This window comes from Allobosea sp. P2_A10 (assembly GCF_056405115.1).
Window position 1 is genome coordinate 147,884 of record NZ_JBFUCS010000012.1, and the last position, 14,567, is coordinate 162,450.

At 66.5% G+C, this 14,567-nt stretch carries 19 protein-coding genes and 1 tRNA gene; 9 read left to right on the top strand and 11 right to left on the bottom strand.

Translation table 11 applies throughout. The features are described from left to right. Nucleotides 1-78 precede the first annotated feature (78 nt). The 4 genes from AC1DZY_RS17875 to AC1DZY_RS17890 all read left to right on the top strand — a co-directional run bounded on the left by AC1DZY_RS17875 (nt 79) and on the right by AC1DZY_RS17890 (nt 4,188). Nucleotides 79-1,362 carry a DUF2157 domain-containing protein gene (locus tag AC1DZY_RS17875; protein ID WP_476821484.1) on the top strand — a complete coding sequence of 428 codons (1,284 nt, stop codon included), beginning with the start codon at nt 79-81 and terminating at the stop codon, nt 1,360-1,362. Continuing rightward, nucleotides 1,359-1,982: a GDYXXLXY domain-containing protein gene (locus AC1DZY_RS17880; protein WP_476821485.1), complete on the top strand. Its 624-nt coding sequence runs from the start codon at nt 1,359-1,361 to the stop codon at nt 1,980-1,982. Before AC1DZY_RS17875 ends, AC1DZY_RS17880 begins: the two co-directional genes overlap by 4 nt. A 215-nt stretch (nt 1,983-2,197) precedes the next feature. Beyond that, nucleotides 2,198-3,418 carry an OpgC family protein gene (locus tag AC1DZY_RS17885; protein WP_476821486.1) on the top strand — a complete coding sequence of 407 codons (1,221 nt, stop codon included), beginning with the start codon at nt 2,198-2,200 and terminating at the stop codon, nt 3,416-3,418. Nucleotides 3,419-3,459: 41 nt separating this feature from the next. Beyond that, nucleotides 3,460-4,188 carry an SGNH/GDSL hydrolase family protein gene (locus AC1DZY_RS17890; protein ID WP_476821487.1) on the top strand — a complete coding sequence of 243 codons (729 nt, stop codon included), beginning with the start codon at nt 3,460-3,462 and terminating at the stop codon, nt 4,186-4,188. A gap of 25 nt (nt 4,189-4,213) precedes the next feature. On the opposite strand, the gene AC1DZY_RS17895 is transcribed toward AC1DZY_RS17890, so the two are convergent. Further along, nucleotides 4,214-5,116, bottom strand: coding sequence for a hypothetical protein (locus AC1DZY_RS17895; protein WP_476821488.1), 903 nt, complete (start codon nt 5,114-5,116; stop codon nt 4,214-4,216). Nucleotides 5,117-5,254: 138 nt separating this feature from the next. On the opposite strand from AC1DZY_RS17895, the gene AC1DZY_RS17900 reads away from it, so the two are divergent. Genes AC1DZY_RS17900 through AC1DZY_RS17910 form a run of 3 tightly spaced genes read left to right on the top strand, consistent with a single transcriptional unit; the run spans nt 5,255 to nt 6,629 of the window. Next, nucleotides 5,255-5,824 carry a nitroreductase family protein gene (locus AC1DZY_RS17900; RefSeq protein WP_476821489.1) on the top strand — a complete coding sequence of 190 codons (570 nt, stop codon included), beginning with the start codon at nt 5,255-5,257 and terminating at the stop codon, nt 5,822-5,824. Between the two features lie 4 nt (nt 5,825-5,828). Further along, nucleotides 5,829-6,437 (top strand): flavin reductase family protein, encoded by a 609-nt coding sequence (locus tag AC1DZY_RS17905; protein WP_476821490.1) that lies wholly within the window; start codon nt 5,829-5,831, stop codon nt 6,435-6,437. 9 nt (nt 6,438-6,446) lie between these two features. Beyond that, nucleotides 6,447-6,629 (top strand): hypothetical protein, encoded by a 183-nt coding sequence (locus AC1DZY_RS17910; protein WP_476821491.1) that lies wholly within the window; start codon nt 6,447-6,449, stop codon nt 6,627-6,629. A gap of 162 nt (nt 6,630-6,791) precedes the next feature. Here AC1DZY_RS17910 and AC1DZY_RS17915 read toward each other — a convergent pair whose 3' ends face one another. Genes AC1DZY_RS17915 through AC1DZY_RS17930 form a run of 4 tightly spaced genes read right to left on the bottom strand, consistent with a single transcriptional unit; the run spans nt 6,792 to nt 8,873 of the window. Next, entirely contained in the window at nt 6,792-7,190 is a 399-nt protein-coding gene (locus AC1DZY_RS17915) for a type II toxin-antitoxin system VapC family toxin (RefSeq protein ID WP_476821492.1), read from the bottom strand. Next, a complete protein-coding gene (locus AC1DZY_RS17920; RefSeq protein ID WP_476821493.1) occupies nt 7,187-7,438 on the bottom strand; it encodes an AbrB/MazE/SpoVT family DNA-binding domain-containing protein in 252 nt (83 codons plus the stop codon). The genes AC1DZY_RS17915 and AC1DZY_RS17920 overlap by 4 nt, the downstream gene beginning before the upstream one ends. A gap of 59 nt (nt 7,439-7,497) precedes the next feature. Continuing rightward, entirely contained in the window at nt 7,498-8,376 is an 879-nt protein-coding gene (locus AC1DZY_RS17925; protein ID WP_476821494.1) for an HpcH/HpaI aldolase/citrate lyase family protein, read from the bottom strand. Then, the gene (locus tag AC1DZY_RS17930; protein ID WP_476821495.1) at nt 8,376-8,873 is read right to left on the bottom strand and encodes a MaoC family dehydratase; all 498 of its coding nucleotides are present in this window, start codon (nt 8,871-8,873) and stop codon (nt 8,376-8,378) included. The genes AC1DZY_RS17925 and AC1DZY_RS17930 overlap by 1 nt, the downstream gene beginning before the upstream one ends. Before the next feature lie 153 nt (nt 8,874-9,026). On the opposite strand from AC1DZY_RS17930, the gene AC1DZY_RS17935 reads away from it, so the two are divergent. Continuing rightward, nucleotides 9,027-10,130 carry a transglycosylase SLT domain-containing protein gene (locus AC1DZY_RS17935; RefSeq protein WP_476821496.1) on the top strand — a complete coding sequence of 368 codons (1,104 nt, stop codon included), beginning with the start codon at nt 9,027-9,029 and terminating at the stop codon, nt 10,128-10,130. Further along, nucleotides 10,127-11,341, top strand: a complete 1,215-nt coding sequence (locus AC1DZY_RS17940; RefSeq protein WP_476821497.1) for a DUF2336 domain-containing protein — start codon at nt 10,127-10,129, stop codon at nt 11,339-11,341. The genes AC1DZY_RS17935 and AC1DZY_RS17940 overlap by 4 nt, the downstream gene beginning before the upstream one ends. A 25-nt stretch (nt 11,342-11,366) precedes the next feature. Here the strand turns inward: AC1DZY_RS17940 and AC1DZY_RS17945 are convergent, their stop codons facing one another. The 6 genes from AC1DZY_RS17945 to AC1DZY_RS17970 all read right to left on the bottom strand — a co-directional run bounded on the left by AC1DZY_RS17945 (nt 11,367) and on the right by AC1DZY_RS17970 (nt 14,517). Next, a complete protein-coding gene (locus tag AC1DZY_RS17945) occupies nt 11,367-12,140 on the bottom strand; it encodes an NAD kinase (RefSeq protein ID WP_476821498.1) in 774 nt (257 codons plus the stop codon). 135 nt (nt 12,141-12,275) lie between these two features. Next, complete coding sequence (locus AC1DZY_RS17950) at nt 12,276-13,262, bottom strand: MBL fold metallo-hydrolase (RefSeq protein WP_476821499.1); 987 nt, start codon at nt 13,260-13,262, stop codon at nt 12,276-12,278. 99 nt (nt 13,263-13,361) lie between these two features. Continuing rightward, on the bottom strand, nt 13,362-13,790 hold the full coding sequence (locus tag AC1DZY_RS17955; protein ID WP_476821500.1) for a hypothetical protein: 429 nt from the start codon (nt 13,788-13,790) through the stop codon (nt 13,362-13,364). Nucleotides 13,791-13,900: 110 nt separating this feature from the next. Continuing rightward, nucleotides 13,901-14,242 carry a hypothetical protein gene (locus tag AC1DZY_RS17960; protein WP_476821501.1) on the bottom strand — a complete coding sequence of 114 codons (342 nt, stop codon included), beginning with the start codon at nt 14,240-14,242 and terminating at the stop codon, nt 13,901-13,903. Nucleotides 14,243-14,246: 4 nt separating this feature from the next. After that, nucleotides 14,247-14,396 (bottom strand): hypothetical protein, encoded by a 150-nt coding sequence (locus tag AC1DZY_RS17965; RefSeq protein WP_476821502.1) that lies wholly within the window; start codon nt 14,394-14,396, stop codon nt 14,247-14,249. A 46-nt stretch (nt 14,397-14,442) separates the two neighbouring features. Continuing rightward, a tRNA-Thr gene (locus tag AC1DZY_RS17970) sits at nt 14,443-14,517 on the bottom strand. Nucleotides 14,518-14,567: the final 50 nt, after the last annotated feature.

Below are 14,567 nucleotides of genomic sequence, written 5' to 3' on the forward strand. Positions count from 1 at the left end.
CCGCTTCGCGGCTTGTCGGGAATGACGGCGCGGTGATCGACTAGCCAAGCCCGACGACGACATGCCAGATTGCCGCCCATGCTGACCGGATCCTATCGCAAGCGGCTGGAAGTCGATCTCGTCCGGTGGACCAGCGAAGGGCTGGTGACGCCCGACAGCGCGGCTGCTATCCGCCGTTCGCTCGGCAAGGACGGCGGCTTCCGGCTGCCGGCGTTGCTGGGCATGTTCGGCGGGCTGCTGATCGCCTCCAGCGTTGCTGCCTTCGTCGCTGCAAACTGGGAGGAGATGCCGCGGCTGATGAAGCTCGGCATGATTCTCGTCAGCCTCGTTGCGGCGCTGGCGATTTCGGCGCGGCTGCAGGCGCGTGCCTCCGAGCTTGGCTCCGATGCGGCAGCGACCTGCGGCACGCTGATCTTCGCGGCCGGAATCGCGCTCATCGGGCAGATGTACCATCTGCCGACGGACTGGCCGGGTGGAGCGATGCTGATCGCGCTCGGCGCCCTTGCCGTCGCCATCCTGCTGCGCTCGGACGGAGCGCTGATCATTGCTTTTGCTGCGCTGACGAGCTGGAGCGTCGGGCGCTGGATGGAGCAGCAGGGCGCGCCGCATCTGTTCTTCTTCGTCCTCTACGCACCGGCCTTCTGGCTTGCGCTCGGGCGACGGAGTCGCTTCGTCCATCATGTCGCGGTGCTGGCGCTGGCCTGCTGGCTCGGCTGCATACCGGGCGACTGGCTGAACGGCCGCTTCGACTACGGACTTCTCGCCTATGGCATAGGCCTTTCCGTCGTGTTCGTGACGCTGGGAGCGATCGCGCTGGACCGGGGTTTGCCGATGCTGCTGACGGCCTTCCTGCCCTGGGGGCTGATCGGTCTGATGATCGGGCTCGATGTCGAGCTGATCCGCATTCTCGACGCCGGCGAATCGCGCGCCGGCACGGCGAGTTGGCCGGTCTATCTCGCCTATGCCGCCGCGCTGCCGGCCGTGGGCGTATTTGCGGCGCTGGCGCGGGACCGGCGCTTCGCCTGGCCGCTGGCGGCCGCGCTGCTGATGTCGCTGTTCATACCGGTGGTGTTCTGGAGCGGCGGCGTGGTCAGGCTGCCGGGCAAGGTCGTCGTGGCCGGTCTGATCCTGCTGATCGCGATCGCGCTCGTCGTTGCCGGCGCGGCCGGCGGCATCCGTCGGCTGACGCTGGCTGGCTCGGGGCTGTTTGGCATCGCGATCCTGATCCTGCTCTGGCAGACGATCGGCACGCTGCTCGACCAGTCGCTGTTTTTCCTGGTGGCGGGAGCGGCCCTGCTGGCGTTGGCTGGCGGCGCGCGGCGGCTGGTGGCGCGCTTTGCCAAACCGGCGGAGGCGGGATGATGGGTGCGCTTTCGCTCGACCGATTCATCTTGCGCGTACCGGTGCTGTGGCGTGCTCTTGCGGCCATGCTGATCCTGTGCGGCGCGCTATTGGCGCTGGTCGAGAGCCGGGCCAGCATCCTGCGCTCCGGCGCCGAGATCAGGCTGAAGACCGCGCCGGTCGATCCGCGCGACCTGTTCCGCGGCGACTATGTCGTGCTCGGCTACGAGATCGGCACGATCGACGGCAGCGCCGTGGAGGGCGACCGGATGTTCGCCAAAGGCGACGCCATCCATGTCAGCCTCGTTCCCGATGGCGAGGGCTTCGCCAGGGTCAAGGCGGTGCACAGGAACAGGCCAGCGACGAGTAGCTCCGACATCGTCATTGCCGGGCGCGTCACGACGACGGGCGCCTGTGCGCTGAACGCAGCCGGCGAGACCGATTGCGAGAAAGGGCGGACCCGGCTCGGTGTCCGCTACGGGCTGGAGAGCTATTATGTGCCGCAAGGCACGGGTCTGGCGATCGAGCGCACCGAGCGCAAGCGCATCGAAATCGTGGCGGCGGTCTCCGCTTCGGGCGAGGCCGCGATCAAGCGCCTTCTGATCGACGGGAAGCTCGTTCACGCCGAGCCACCCTACTGATCTCGCGCTCGTCGCGCGAACGCCGCCGTTTCGTCACACCCTTCGGCTCTATTGACCACGCGGTTGTGATCGCGGCCCGGGATGCCTTGCCTTACTTTCGCTGCTATATGAACGCCAGATGAACGAACGCGATAGGAACCGTTCATGTTCGGATTGCCCGCTGCGGCAGGAACCGAAATCGACGTCCCGCTCGCCGTTCCGTTTGGCCCGTGAAAGTGTTCCTTTTGTCTCAGGCGCTGTCCCTCGGACGTTTTCTGGCTTTCGGACAGTCTGTCAGCCCGACGGTCCATGGCCGGGCCGCCCGCGACGCGCGCATCGACATCGTGCGTGGGCTGGCGCTGCTCGTCATCTTCATCAACCACATGCCCGGCAATGTCGTGGCCGGCTTCATGCCGCATAATTTCGGCTTTTCCGACGCTGCGGATGTCTTCGTATTGCTGGCCGGCATTTCCGCGACCCTTGCTTATGGCGTCGCGATCGAGAAGCACGGTTTCGTCGCCGGCATCGGCCGTCTCGCGCGGCGGCTCTGGAAGATCTACGTCGCGCATATCGCGGTCTTCGTCATCGTCTGCGGACTCGTGGCGGTGGCGGTGACGCAGACGCAGAACGCGCTCTATATCGAGGCGATCAACATTCAGCCGCTGTTGAGCGACACGCGGAACGCATTGTTCGACGCGCTGACGCTGCGCTATCAGCCCAATTATCTCGACATCCTGCCGCTCTACATCGCCTTGCTCGGCTGTTTCCCGCTGCTCTACTGGGCAGTCCGGATCAGCCCGCTGCTAACGCTGGCCGCGTCGGTCGCGCTCTGGCAGGGCGCGGTGTTGGCCGGCCTGAATCTGCCGAACACCGGCTCTTCCGGCTGGTTTTTCAATCCTTTCGCCTGGCAGTTGCTGTTTGCCATCGGCATTGTCATCGGCCGCTGCGCGCAGCTTGGCATCGCCGCGCCACGCCTGCGCTGGCTCGATGCGGCGGCGATCCTCTTTCTCCTGTTTGCGGTTCTGGTGAAGACCTCGTCTGGCAACCCGTTCGGGATCGCCATGTTGAACGACTGGATCGACACCATCCAGCTCGGCACGGACAAGACCAACCTCGCCTGGATCCGCGTCGTCCATGTGGTTTCGCTGGGCTGGCTGGCGATCCGCTTCCTGCCTGCGGGGGCAGCGATGCTGTCGCTGCCGGGCGCGCGGCTTCTCGCTGGGATGGGCCGTCATTCTCTCGATATTTTCGCCGTCGGCGTCGTGCTGTCGGTCGCCGGGCAGATCATCCTGACTGAGACATCCTTTGCGCCGGGCGTGCAGTTGCTCGTTTGCCTCGGCGGCGTTACTATCCTGACTGCTCTGGGGATTTTCCTGTCGTGGTATCAGTCGCTCACGCCTCGTCGCGCGCCGAGAGAGCTGTCTCCGGTGCAGGGCGATTCGGCGCTGCAATCCTGACATCGCTGCTTTTGCTGGCCGCGCCTGCTTTCGCCGGATCGATGACGCTTGCCGGCAAGAACGACGTCCGCTGCCGTTTCGGCGCTGCGCAGCAGCCTTTCGCGCCGATCCTGCCGGCCGCCAAAAAGGCGGTCCAGGAGAGCGGAACACTCACGATCGTGGCGCTCGGCTCCTCGACCACCGCGGGTTCCGGCGCAAGTACCGACGACAGGAGCTATCCGGCCGTGCTGGCCAACGAGCTCCGGCGTCGCTTGCCGGGCACCGAGATCAATGTCGTCAACAAGGGGGTCGGCGGGCAGTCGGCCTATGACATGCTGCTGCGCATGGAAGCCGATGTCATCGAGGAGAAGCCCTCGATCGTGATCTGGCAGACCGTGGTCAACGATGCGATCCGCGATGTCGGCGAGGAGAAGCTCGCCAAGATCCTGCGCAAGGGCATCCGCAAGGTCCAGAACGCCGGCATCGACATGATCATGATGGATCTGCAATGGCTGGCACGCGAAGATCGCTATCCGCGCTATGACGGCTATAGGGCCGTACTGGCCAAGACCGCCGACGAACATGGCGTGTCGGTCTTTCCACGCTACGCGATGATGAAAAGCTGGGCCCGCTCCAAGCAGTTCACGTCGGAGGAGCTCGTCGGCATGGACGGGCTGCACATGGTCGAAGCCAGCTATCGCTGCCTTGCGATCCGGATCGCGGACGGTATCGCCAGCGCGCTGACCGGCGAAAAGCCGGAGCTGACCGAAAACTTCAAGCCGACCAACTGAGGCGGCGCGAAGGGGTCGGACGCGCTCAGCGCGCCAGCACCTCGATGTCGCGGTCGAGCCCGGTCTCGACCTTGAAGTCGTGGGAGAAGACCCGGCCTTCCTGCCGCGCGATCAGCACATAATCGCCCTCGGCCAGAATGACCTGCGGGAACGCGCCGATCGCCTCGCGGATGACGTCGCCGCCGGGCGTCAGCACGCTGAAGGCGGTGCCGGCGAAGGCCTCTCCGCCCGGAGACGCGACGAGCTTCAGCGTCACGCGCGCGGCGCGGTGGTGCAGCGTCGCGTCGGTGACCTTGCCCGACTCGACCTTGACGTCGGCGCGCTGGATCGCGTTCGAGTCGCCATAGGTCGAGACGACGTGATAGGTGCCCTCCGGCAGCCGGATCAGCTCGCCGGACCTGGCGTTGGAGACGACGAGCCGGCCTTCGGAGTTGCCCTGCAACGGCACGAAGACCGAGAAATTGACTTGCGAGGCGGCGATCGGGCTGTCGCCGATCGAGCCCGCCAGCGACAGGCCGCCGGCGCTGATGCTGATCTGGTCGCGCAGGCCCTGAGGCCCGAGATTGACGCGCTTGGTGCCGCTGGCGAAGCCATAGGCCGCATGCAGCAGATAGGTGCCGGGCTGCAGCGAGAACACCGGCTCGGCATCGTTGGAGCGTGCCACGATGCGCGGCGGTGAGCCGTCGGCGGTCTCGCTGAGCACGCGCCAGACCAGGCCAGAGCGGATCGGCTTGCGATCACCCGAGAACTGCGCCGCCAGTGTCAGCGGGGCAGGGGTGGTCGAGAGCGTCGGGGCTGTCGTTTCGGATGGCGCGGGTGCGCGCTGGAACGATTGCGCGAGGCCTGATGCGGGCGACAAGGCGAGGCCCGCTGCCACGACCAGCGCCGCCCGGCCGGCCCCGCGCTGGAATTCATCCAATTGAAACATGCTTGCAGCCCTCGGCGCCCTTGCGTCCCTGTCTGAGCAGGCTTGCTTGTCCTGATCATGGCGAACCACTAGTTCAGGTGCAGCCATGCCGACTGGAGCGCCCGTTCCTGCGGCCTTCATCTCGTTACCGGATGTTTCATGACCGATACGCTCGCCCTGCTCAAGCTGCGCCGTTCGGTGCCGCCGCAATTCCTTACCGCGCCCGGACCCGAAGGGCAGCAGCTTTCGGATCTGCTTTCGATCGCCTCGCGGGTGCCCGACCATGGCAAGCTCGCGCCCTGGCGCTTCATCGTGATCACGGGCGCGGCCCGCGCCAAGGCCGGCGATATCGTCGCCGACGGCTTCAAGGCGCGCAATCCGACTGCCGATGCCGAGAAGATCGCCTTCGAGCGCAACCGGCTGATGCAGGCGCCCGTCATCATCGCAGTGGTCTCGACGGCGAAGCCGCATGCGAAAATCCCGGAATGGGAGCAGGAGCTCTCGGCCGGCGCGGTCTGCATGAGCATCCTGATCGCGGCCCAGGCGATGGGCTATGGCGGCTGCTGGCTGACGAACTGGTTCTCCTTCGATCGCGACGTGCTGGCGGCTTTCGGTCTGGCGGCGGAGGAGCGGATCGCCGGCTTCATCCATCTGGGCACGCCGACAAGCGTTCCAGCCGATCGCGAGCGTCCGGTCCTTGCCGACATCGTCAGCCATTTCGGAGCCTGAGAGCATGATCTATTCGACGGCATTGCAGGATCACGGCCTGCCGCATGATCCGTTCAAGGCGATCGTGACGCCGCGCCCGATCGGTTGGATCACCGCGCTGAACGCCAAGGGCGAGATCAACCTCTCGCCCTACAGCTTCTTCAACGCGGTTTCGTCGCGGCCGCATATCGTTATGTTCGGCTCGGAGGAGAAGAAGGACGCCGTCTCCTTCGTCGAGGAGACCGGCGAGTTCACCTGTTCGCTCGCCACCAAGGCGCTGGCGCAGCAGATGAACCTGACCTCTGCCCCGCTGCCGGCGGGACAGAGCGAATACAGCCACGCCGGGCTGGAGATGGCGGCGTCCAAATTCGTCAAGCCGCCCCGCGTCGCCGGTAGCCCCGCGGCGCTCGAATGCAAGCTTCTCTCGGTCCAGCAGCTTAGGGACCTCGACGGCAAGCTTGTGCCGCGCTGGATGGTGCTTGGCCAGGTCGTCGGCATCTTCATGGACGACGCATTCGTCCGCGACGGCCGCTTCGACACGGCGGCTGCGAATCCGATCGCGCGTTGCGGCTATGCCGACTATGCTGAGGTCGACCATCTGTTCTCGATCATCCGCCCGCCCGGCGCGGGCTGAGGAGGTCTGTTGCGGCAGCCCGAAGAGCCCGACGAAGACTGGAAGATGACCCTCAACCTGCTGGCGGTCATCGTCGCCCTGCTGATACTCGGGGCAGGCGTCTGGCTGGTCTTCGAGCTCGACCGGGCGCGCAAGGCGCAGGACTGCCTGTCCTCGGGGATGCGCGCCTGCCGGCGTATTCAGACGCTCTGAGACATTCGATCCAAGCATCGCGGCACAGACACGGCGTGGCGAAAAGCTGATTCATCGGAATCAGCTGCGGTGTTTCTCTTAACCAGATTACGCGCCTGTGCAGCGGGCCGTTGTGACACTATCCGCTTGAACATGGCGGACAGAGCTTGATGCCGCGCGAGGTCAGGCAAGCAGGCGCACCCTCTCGCCTTGCGCCGCTATCAACCTTACAGCCTTCCTGTCGAACGAGACGAATGCCTCCGCTCCGAGCCAGCGCCCTTCATAGGCGATGACGCCATCCGCGAAATCGCCGCCGGCGATCAACTGGTTCAATCCGGCTTCCGCCGCGGGACGATTGACCACGACATTGTCGCTGTCGATGAGACGCCCGAGTGCTTGCGCGATCTCCTTCGATGCAATCCCGTAGCCATGGGACAATACCCAAACCAGCTCGCAAAGGGCTGGAAGAGTCAAAGCGACCAGATTGGCCTGGCGTAATTCAGCCTGCGCAATTGCGCTCTGTCGTTCGTCGTCGCCTGTGATCGCCCTGACGAGAATATTGGTGTCGGCTGTGATCTTCATCGCCTGCCGGTCCAGCCGCGGGCTGCGATCTCGTTCATCTCCTCGATCGACAGGGGCGGGCGACCCTCTTGCTTGAACAGGTCGAAGATGTCCGAGATCGGTCCGGCCGGTCGCGCGGCCTTCACCTCGACCCGGCCGTCAGGAAGTTTGTCGATTGTCAATCTGTCACCGGGCTGGACACCCAGATGTTGCAGCAGGTCCTTGCGAAGGGTGACCTGACCTTTAGAGGTGACGGTGAGGGTAGCCATGGGGCGATCTCGAGCTGACGCCGGCAATGTAAGGCTGAAATGCCTTACCGTCAAATACCTCAGCCGCCCGCTTTCTCGGCCCGTGCCTTTAGCCGCTGCGCCCTGACGAGATGGGGCCGGTCGAGCATCTCGCCGTCAAGCCCGATGACGCCGACGCCGGGATTGGCGGCAAACAGCGCAATGATCGCCTCTGCCTTGGCGAGTTCGGCAGGCGCAGGCGAAAACACCGCATTGGCGGCGGCGACCTGCGCCGGGTGGATCGCCATCTTGCCGGTGAAGCCGTCGCGTCGCGCCGCGATGCATTCGGCGTGGAAGCCGGCCTCGTCCCGGAAATTGGTGAAGACAGTGTCGATCGCGTCGACCTGCGCGGAGGAAGCTGCAAACAGCGTCAACGATCGGGCGAGGCGGTAGGGGTCGGCGTAGCTGCCGTCGGTCAGCCGGTTGGTCTCGGCCCCGAGATCGGCGGACAGGTCCTCGGCGCCCCAGGTGAGCGCGGAGAGGCGATGGCTCGCCCCGGCATAGCTGCCTAAGCCGAAGATGCCCTTGCCGGTCTCGGTGGCGATCGGGATGATCTTCGTCGCGCCGTCGGGCAGGTCGTTCTCGGCCTCGCGGACCGCGATCTGCGCGGCGAGGTGGCTGACATCGACGCCGCCCTCGGCCTTGGGCAGCATCAGGGCGTCGGGTGCACCCTGCATCACCGCATCGAGATCGGCCGGCGTCAGGCCGGTCGAGAGCGCGTTGACGCGCACGATCAGGCGCGGACGCTTTGCGAGCTGTCGCACCGACATCAGGAAATCGAGCGTGAGGCGGCGGGCCTCCTGCTTGGCGTCGAGCGCGACGGAATCCTCCAGATCGAGGATCAGCGCGTCGGCGCCGCTCTCCAGGCCCTTCTGCTGTTTTCTGGGGCTATCGCCCGGCACGAACAGGAGCGAGCGCATCAGACGGCCACCGTGCCGCCGGGCGTGCGACGGCGCATGAAGGCCTGGCGGCGGCACTGCGCCACCAGCGTGCCGTCCTGCTTGAAGGCCTTGTGCTGGAACTCGACGATGCCGGCGTCGGGGCGCGAGCGCGATTCGCGCTTGGCGACGATCTCGGTGGTGCAGTTGATCGTGTCGCCCTCGAACAGCGGGGCGGGGAAGGTCACGTCGGTCATGCCGAGATTGCCGATCGTGGTCCCGACCGTGGTGTCGTTGACGGAGATGCCGATCATCAGGCCGAGCGTGAACAGCGAGTTCATCAGCGGCTTGCCCCATTCGGTCTCCGTCGCGCAGAAATGCGCATCGATATGAAGCGGTTGCGGGTTCAGCGTCATGTTTGAGAACAGCATGTTGTCCATCTGCGTGACCGTGCGCGTCAGGCCATGCTCGATCACCGTCCCGACATGGAAATCCTCGAAATAGATGCCGCCGCGCTTGTGCCGCCTGATCTCGGTCATCGACGCTTCTCCATAGTCCTTTGTCCGGCCTGCGAGCCGGCTTGGCGATTCCCCGCCTTAACGGTTCGCTTACCATAATCGGTCCAGTCTCCACAGGCGTCGTCCCGTCCTGGCGGCAGACGTCTGGCGGCCCATTCGCGCCCGAGATCACCGATGTTCCTGTTCACGACGCCGCAGACCAGCGCAGCCCCCGCCGCCAACCCGGTGGTTTCGGCTATTCGCGAGGGTGCGGAGAAGACAGGTGCGGGCTTCGACTATCTGCTGAAGACGGCGCAGCGGGAATCGTCCCTTGAACCCGATGCCAAGGCCAAGACCTCGAGCGCGACCGGGTTGTTCCAGTTCATCGAGCAGACCTGGCTTTCGATGGTGAAGCAGGAGGGGCCCAAGCAGGGGCTCTCCGATCTCGCCGGCGCGATCAGCTCGGGCAGCGACGGCCGTCTCACGGTCGCCGACCCGGCGGCGCGCGAAAAGATCCTGCAATTGCGCACCGATCCGCAGGTCTCGGCCGTCATGGCCGGCGCCTTTACCCAGAAGAATCGCGACCAGCTCGCCTCCGCACTTGGCCGCCAGCCGCATGCCGGTGAGCTCTACATGGCTCATGTGCTCGGCGCGCGCGGCGCTTCCGACCTGATACAGGCAGCCCAGAACGATCCGGGGCGCAGCGCGGCCAGGGATTTTCCCGACGCAGCGGCCGCCAATCGCGGCATCTTCTACGACAAGGGCGGGCGCGCCCGCTCCGCGCAGGAGGTCTATGGCGTGCTTGCGGCGAGCCATGCCAATACGCAGCTCGCGGCGGCGACGACGGCCGGCGCTGATGCCGCCAAGGCGACCGGTCAGGGTATCGACAAGCCGGCCGAGATCGCCGCCGCGCTGCAGCCGGGCCGCGCCAGGGGGCTGATCGGCCTGTTCTCCACCGAAGGCTCGCGCGAGCCGGTCTCGAAGGCCGTCGCCAATCTCTGGACGACGCCGCGCCCGGGCGGCGCGACGCGGCTGGCCTCGCTCGATCCCTCCGAGCGCTATTTCCCGCGCCTGACGCAAAACGACGCATCGCCCGAGCCGCTGGCGGCGTCGGCTGTCGCCGCAAATTCCGCGACGGCCGCCAAGGCCGTCAATGCGCCCCTGCCGCCGTCGCGGCCGCTGGAGCTGACGCAGCCGTCCGCGCAGGCCAATGCCGCATCGGGCAAACCTGCCGCCGCCAAGGTGCGCCGCGCTCCGCTCGATCTTTCTTCCTTCATGGTGACGCGGGGGCGCTCGTGATCGTCCGCCGCTTCCTGCTCTGGGCCCGGACGGCCAATGCCGAGGCGCGTGCGGCCGGCGCTGCCGCGCTTGCTGGCGCCTATCTGCGCTCGGGCATGTCGGACGAGGACCGGCACGAGGCCGAAACCGCCCTGATCTCGCTGATCGACGATCCCTCGCCGCTGGTGCGCCGCGCCATCGCCGAGGAAATGGCGTCCTCGCCGCGTACGCCGCGCACGCTGGTCCTGTGCATGGTCGCCGAGCAGAGCGATGTCGCAGCCCTCATGCTCGCCCATTCGCCGGTGCTGAGCGAAGCCGATCTGGTCGATGCGGCGGCTGTCGGAGACGCTCTGGCGCAGCGCGCGATCGCCTTGCGTCCGCATCTGCCAGCTGGCGTTGCGGCTGCGCTGGCCGAGGTCGGCGGCGAGGAGGCTCTGGTCACGCTGGCCGGTAATCCGACGGCCGACATCCCCGATTTCTCGCTCGAACGCATGGTCGAGCGCGCCGGCGATTCCGGTCCATTGCGCGAGGCGCTGCTCGCACGGCGCGATCTGCCAGCCGGCCTGCGGCAAACCATCGCCGCCATGGTCTCCGACGCCCTTTCGAGTTTCGTCATCGGCTGCGGCTGGCTCACCCCCGAACGCAGCGCGAGACTCGCGCGCGAATCGACCGAACGCGTCGCGGTTGCGCTTGCGGCCGGCGGACAGGACAGCGATGCGCCCGCAATCGTCGAGGTGCTGCGCGCCAATGCCCGCCTGACGCCGGGGCTGATGCTGCGCTCGCTGCTCTCGGGCGAGCCGGCGCTTGCCGAGGCCGCCTTCGTGGCGCTGTCGGACCTTCCTGCGCAGCGGGTCGCCGCGTTGCTGCGCGACCGGCGCGGCTCGGGGCTGAAGGCGCTCTATCGCAAGGCCGGGTTGCCGCTCTCGCTCCAGCCGGCCTTCACGGCTGCCATCGTGGCGCTGAATCTGCGTGGCTTCGACCGCAGCGGTTCAGGCCGCGGCGTCGACCGCGCGATCCTGCGCGAGGTGCTGATCGCCTGCGAAAGTCTCGACGGCGCCGAGGCCGACGCGCTGATGGGGCTGCTGCGCCGGATGGATTCGGAAGCGGCCCGCGAGGAGGCCCGGATCATGGCCGATGGCCTGGCCGATGACGCGGCGCTGGCGCTGCTGGTCGAGGCCGATCCGGCGCTGCTGGTCGAGCTCGAAATCGGGGATATCAGGCAGGCGGCGTGAGGTCTGCGCTGTGGTCCTGCCGGCCTCAATATCCGAACTGCTCCCTTAAAATCCGCTCGTCCAGGCTATGTCCGGGGTCGTGCAGCATGACGAGGTCGACCTCGCGGTCGATCTCGATCTCGACCGAGACGACGTTCTCGATCTGGGTGTGGTCCGCCACCGCGCTGACGGGGCGCTTCTCGTTCTCCAGCACTTCGATCGTGACTTTGGCGTGGTCGGGCAGCAGCGCGCCGCGCCAGCGCCGGGGCCGGAAGGCCGAGATCGGCGTCAGCGCCAGCAGCGGCGCGTCGAGCGGCAGGATCGGGCCGTTGGCGGACAGGTTGTAGGCGGTCGAGCCCGCCGGCGTCGCCAGCAGCACGCCGTCGGCGACGAGCTCGGTCAGGCGGACCTGTCCGTCGATCGAGATGCGCAGCTTGGCCGCCTGATAGGAGCGGCGCAGCAGCGAGACCTCGTTGATCGCCCGGGCGCTGACTTCGCTGCCCGACTGGTCGATGGCGCGCATCGAGAGCGGATGGACGACGCTGCGCTGCGCGGCTTCGAGCTTCCTGGTCAGCCCGCGTTCGCGAAACTCGTTCATCAGGAAACCTACCGAGCCGCGATTCATGCCGTAGATCGGCGTTCCCGTCCCCAGGAAGCGGTGCAGCGTCTGCAGCATCAGCCCGTCGCCGCCGAGCGCCACGATGACGCCGGCCTCCGCCGGGTCGGCATTGCCATAGCGCTCGGCGAGCTTGGCAAGGGCGGCCTGCGCTTCGGGCGTCTCGCTGGCGACGAAGGAGATGGCGCCGAAACGCTCGGTCATCGCGGATCCTGAAGGCCTTGGCCGGACTGGGAGGCCGTGCTTAGCACGGGCGGCATGAAAGCCGCGAGACGGAGCATCCATAAAAAAGGCCGGGGTCGCCCCCGGCCTTTGCGATCGTCTTGGTGTGAAAAGCGATCAGATCGCCGTGCTCCACTGCACCGGCACCATCTCGTAGCCATTGCCGGACTTGGCGATGTAGCCGGTGGCCGGGAAGGGGGCGTGATAGAACGCGACCTGCATCTTGTCGGCCGAAACCATGTCGAGCAGCTTGCGCCGCGTCGTCACCGCCTGCGGGCCGTCCATGTCGAACACGGCCGACCATTCCGGATTTCGCACGAACAGCGCCGGGTGGTTGGTGGTGTCGGACATGATCATCAGCTTGCCAGAGCCCGATGCCAGCGCGAAGGCAGTGTGCCCCGGCGTATGGCCGGGCGCCGCGACCGTGGTCAGGCCGGGTACGATTTCCTTGCCGCTCTCGAACTGCTTCACGTCCTTGGCGACGGGCGCGAAGGCGCGCCGCACGCCTGCGAAAGCGCCCTTCATGGCTTCAGGAGCCGCCGCCATCTTGGCGTCGTCCATCCAGAAGGCCCATTCGGCGGCCGGTACCATGACTTCCGCGTTCGGGAAGAACGCCGTGCCGTCCTTGGCGCGGAAGCCGTTGATGTGGTCACCATGGAAATGGCTGAACACCACGGTCGAGACGTTCTTGGGGTCGAAGCCGGCGGCCTTGAAATTGGCCATCCAGGTGCCCGAGGTCGGCGCACCGAGTTCACCATTGCCGGTGTCGATCAGCGTCAGTTTGCCGCCGCTTTCGATCGCGAGCGTGGTGAAGGTGATGTTGAGGGCGTCGGGCGGCAGGAAGGCCTGCGCCATCGCCTTCTTGACGTCGGCGATGTCGGCGTTCCTGACGAAGCCTTCGAGCGGGCGCTTGGCGAAGCCGTCATTGATCGCGGTGACGGTGATGTCGCCGACCTTGTAGCGGTAGAATCCGGGTGCCTGGTTCACGGGAGCTCCTTGGGCATGGGCCGGGCTGAAGCCGGCAGGCAGGTCGAGTGCGGAGGCGGCGGCAAAAACGCCAGCGCCGGCGAGAACGGTGCGGCGCGACATGTCGAGGTTCGTCATTGTGTTTTCCCCTTGGCTGTTTTCAGCCTGTCGGCGAACCTAAGGCGCGCTGCCACAGGTTCAACCGCGCCGTGATTGCGTATGGTCAAGTTTGCGTGATCAGCGCCGCGCGACGGGACGCGCCCGCTTCATCGCGCCGTCATGCCGCGCAAAGGCGCGCAGCATCGCAGCGCAGAGCGCCAGCGAACCGACGACGCCATTGCCCGAGCATTCGGCCACCAGCGCCTGGAAGGCGGCGTTGTCCTCACCGATCATGCATTGCAGGCTCCAGCCCCAGTCCGGTGCGCGCTGGCGCAGCAGGCCGACCGCGACCTCGATATCGCCGCTGACGGTGCCGAGCGCCTTCCAGAGCGAACCCTGCTGGTAGATGCCGCCGACCGGGGCGCGACGGCTGACGAGATTGGTCGGCTTGCGCCTGACGGTGAAGCCTAGCGCCTCGTAGATGTCGGCATCGAGCGCGCGGTCGGGCTTCCGTGCCGCCTCGCAGCGCTCGGCCAGGGCCAGGAGATCTTCGGGTTTCTGGTCCATCGTCGTCCGCTTGCCGCTCCGGCGCTACGCAAACGTGATGCCATAGGCTCCAGTCATCGGCAATCCGGGCTGGTCATTGCAACTGCTCTCCCGGCTCCGTGACCGGTCGTTCAGCGCGCCCAGGCGCAAACCGAGGCCCGTGCGTTGACCCAGCAGGCGCCATCGCGCTCCAGATCGCCCAGATCGGTATCCTTGCGCGAGCCGCTGCGCCCCTCGTTCCAGTAGCCGCGTGCCGCACCGCTTGGCGCGACATAGACAACGACGATGTAAGGCACGCCGCGGCGGGTGTGAATCGAGAAGCCGCCGCCGCGAAAGCGCTCGATGTTGCATGGTCCATCGAGATGGACGCGCTCGTCGACCGTCAGCCTGCATTTTTCAGCGGCGAGGGCCGAACTGGTCAGCGTCGACAGGCCCAGGCCAATCGCGACGACAAGCGGCATCGGCTTGCGCATGGGTTCATCTCCCATCCGGCACGCAGGTCTTGAGCCCCGCGTTCCAGTTTCCGTCCTGGCAGGGAATATCGGCGAAGCCCGACACCATGAGCAGGGCTGTGGCAAGCGCCAGCGCCGCCGCAAGGCCCAGCCATAAAACGCGCGCGATCGTCATGGTCCTCGGCCTGATCCCACGCATCGGCCAAAAACGAGAGGGTCAGTGGTGCCGGCGGAGAGGATTGAACTCCCGACCTTCGGTTTACAAAACCGCTGCACTACCGCTGTGCTACGCCGGCCCGGACTGACCCGCGTTGCGGTTACCAGCCTGCCGGGCGCAGGGCAAGCC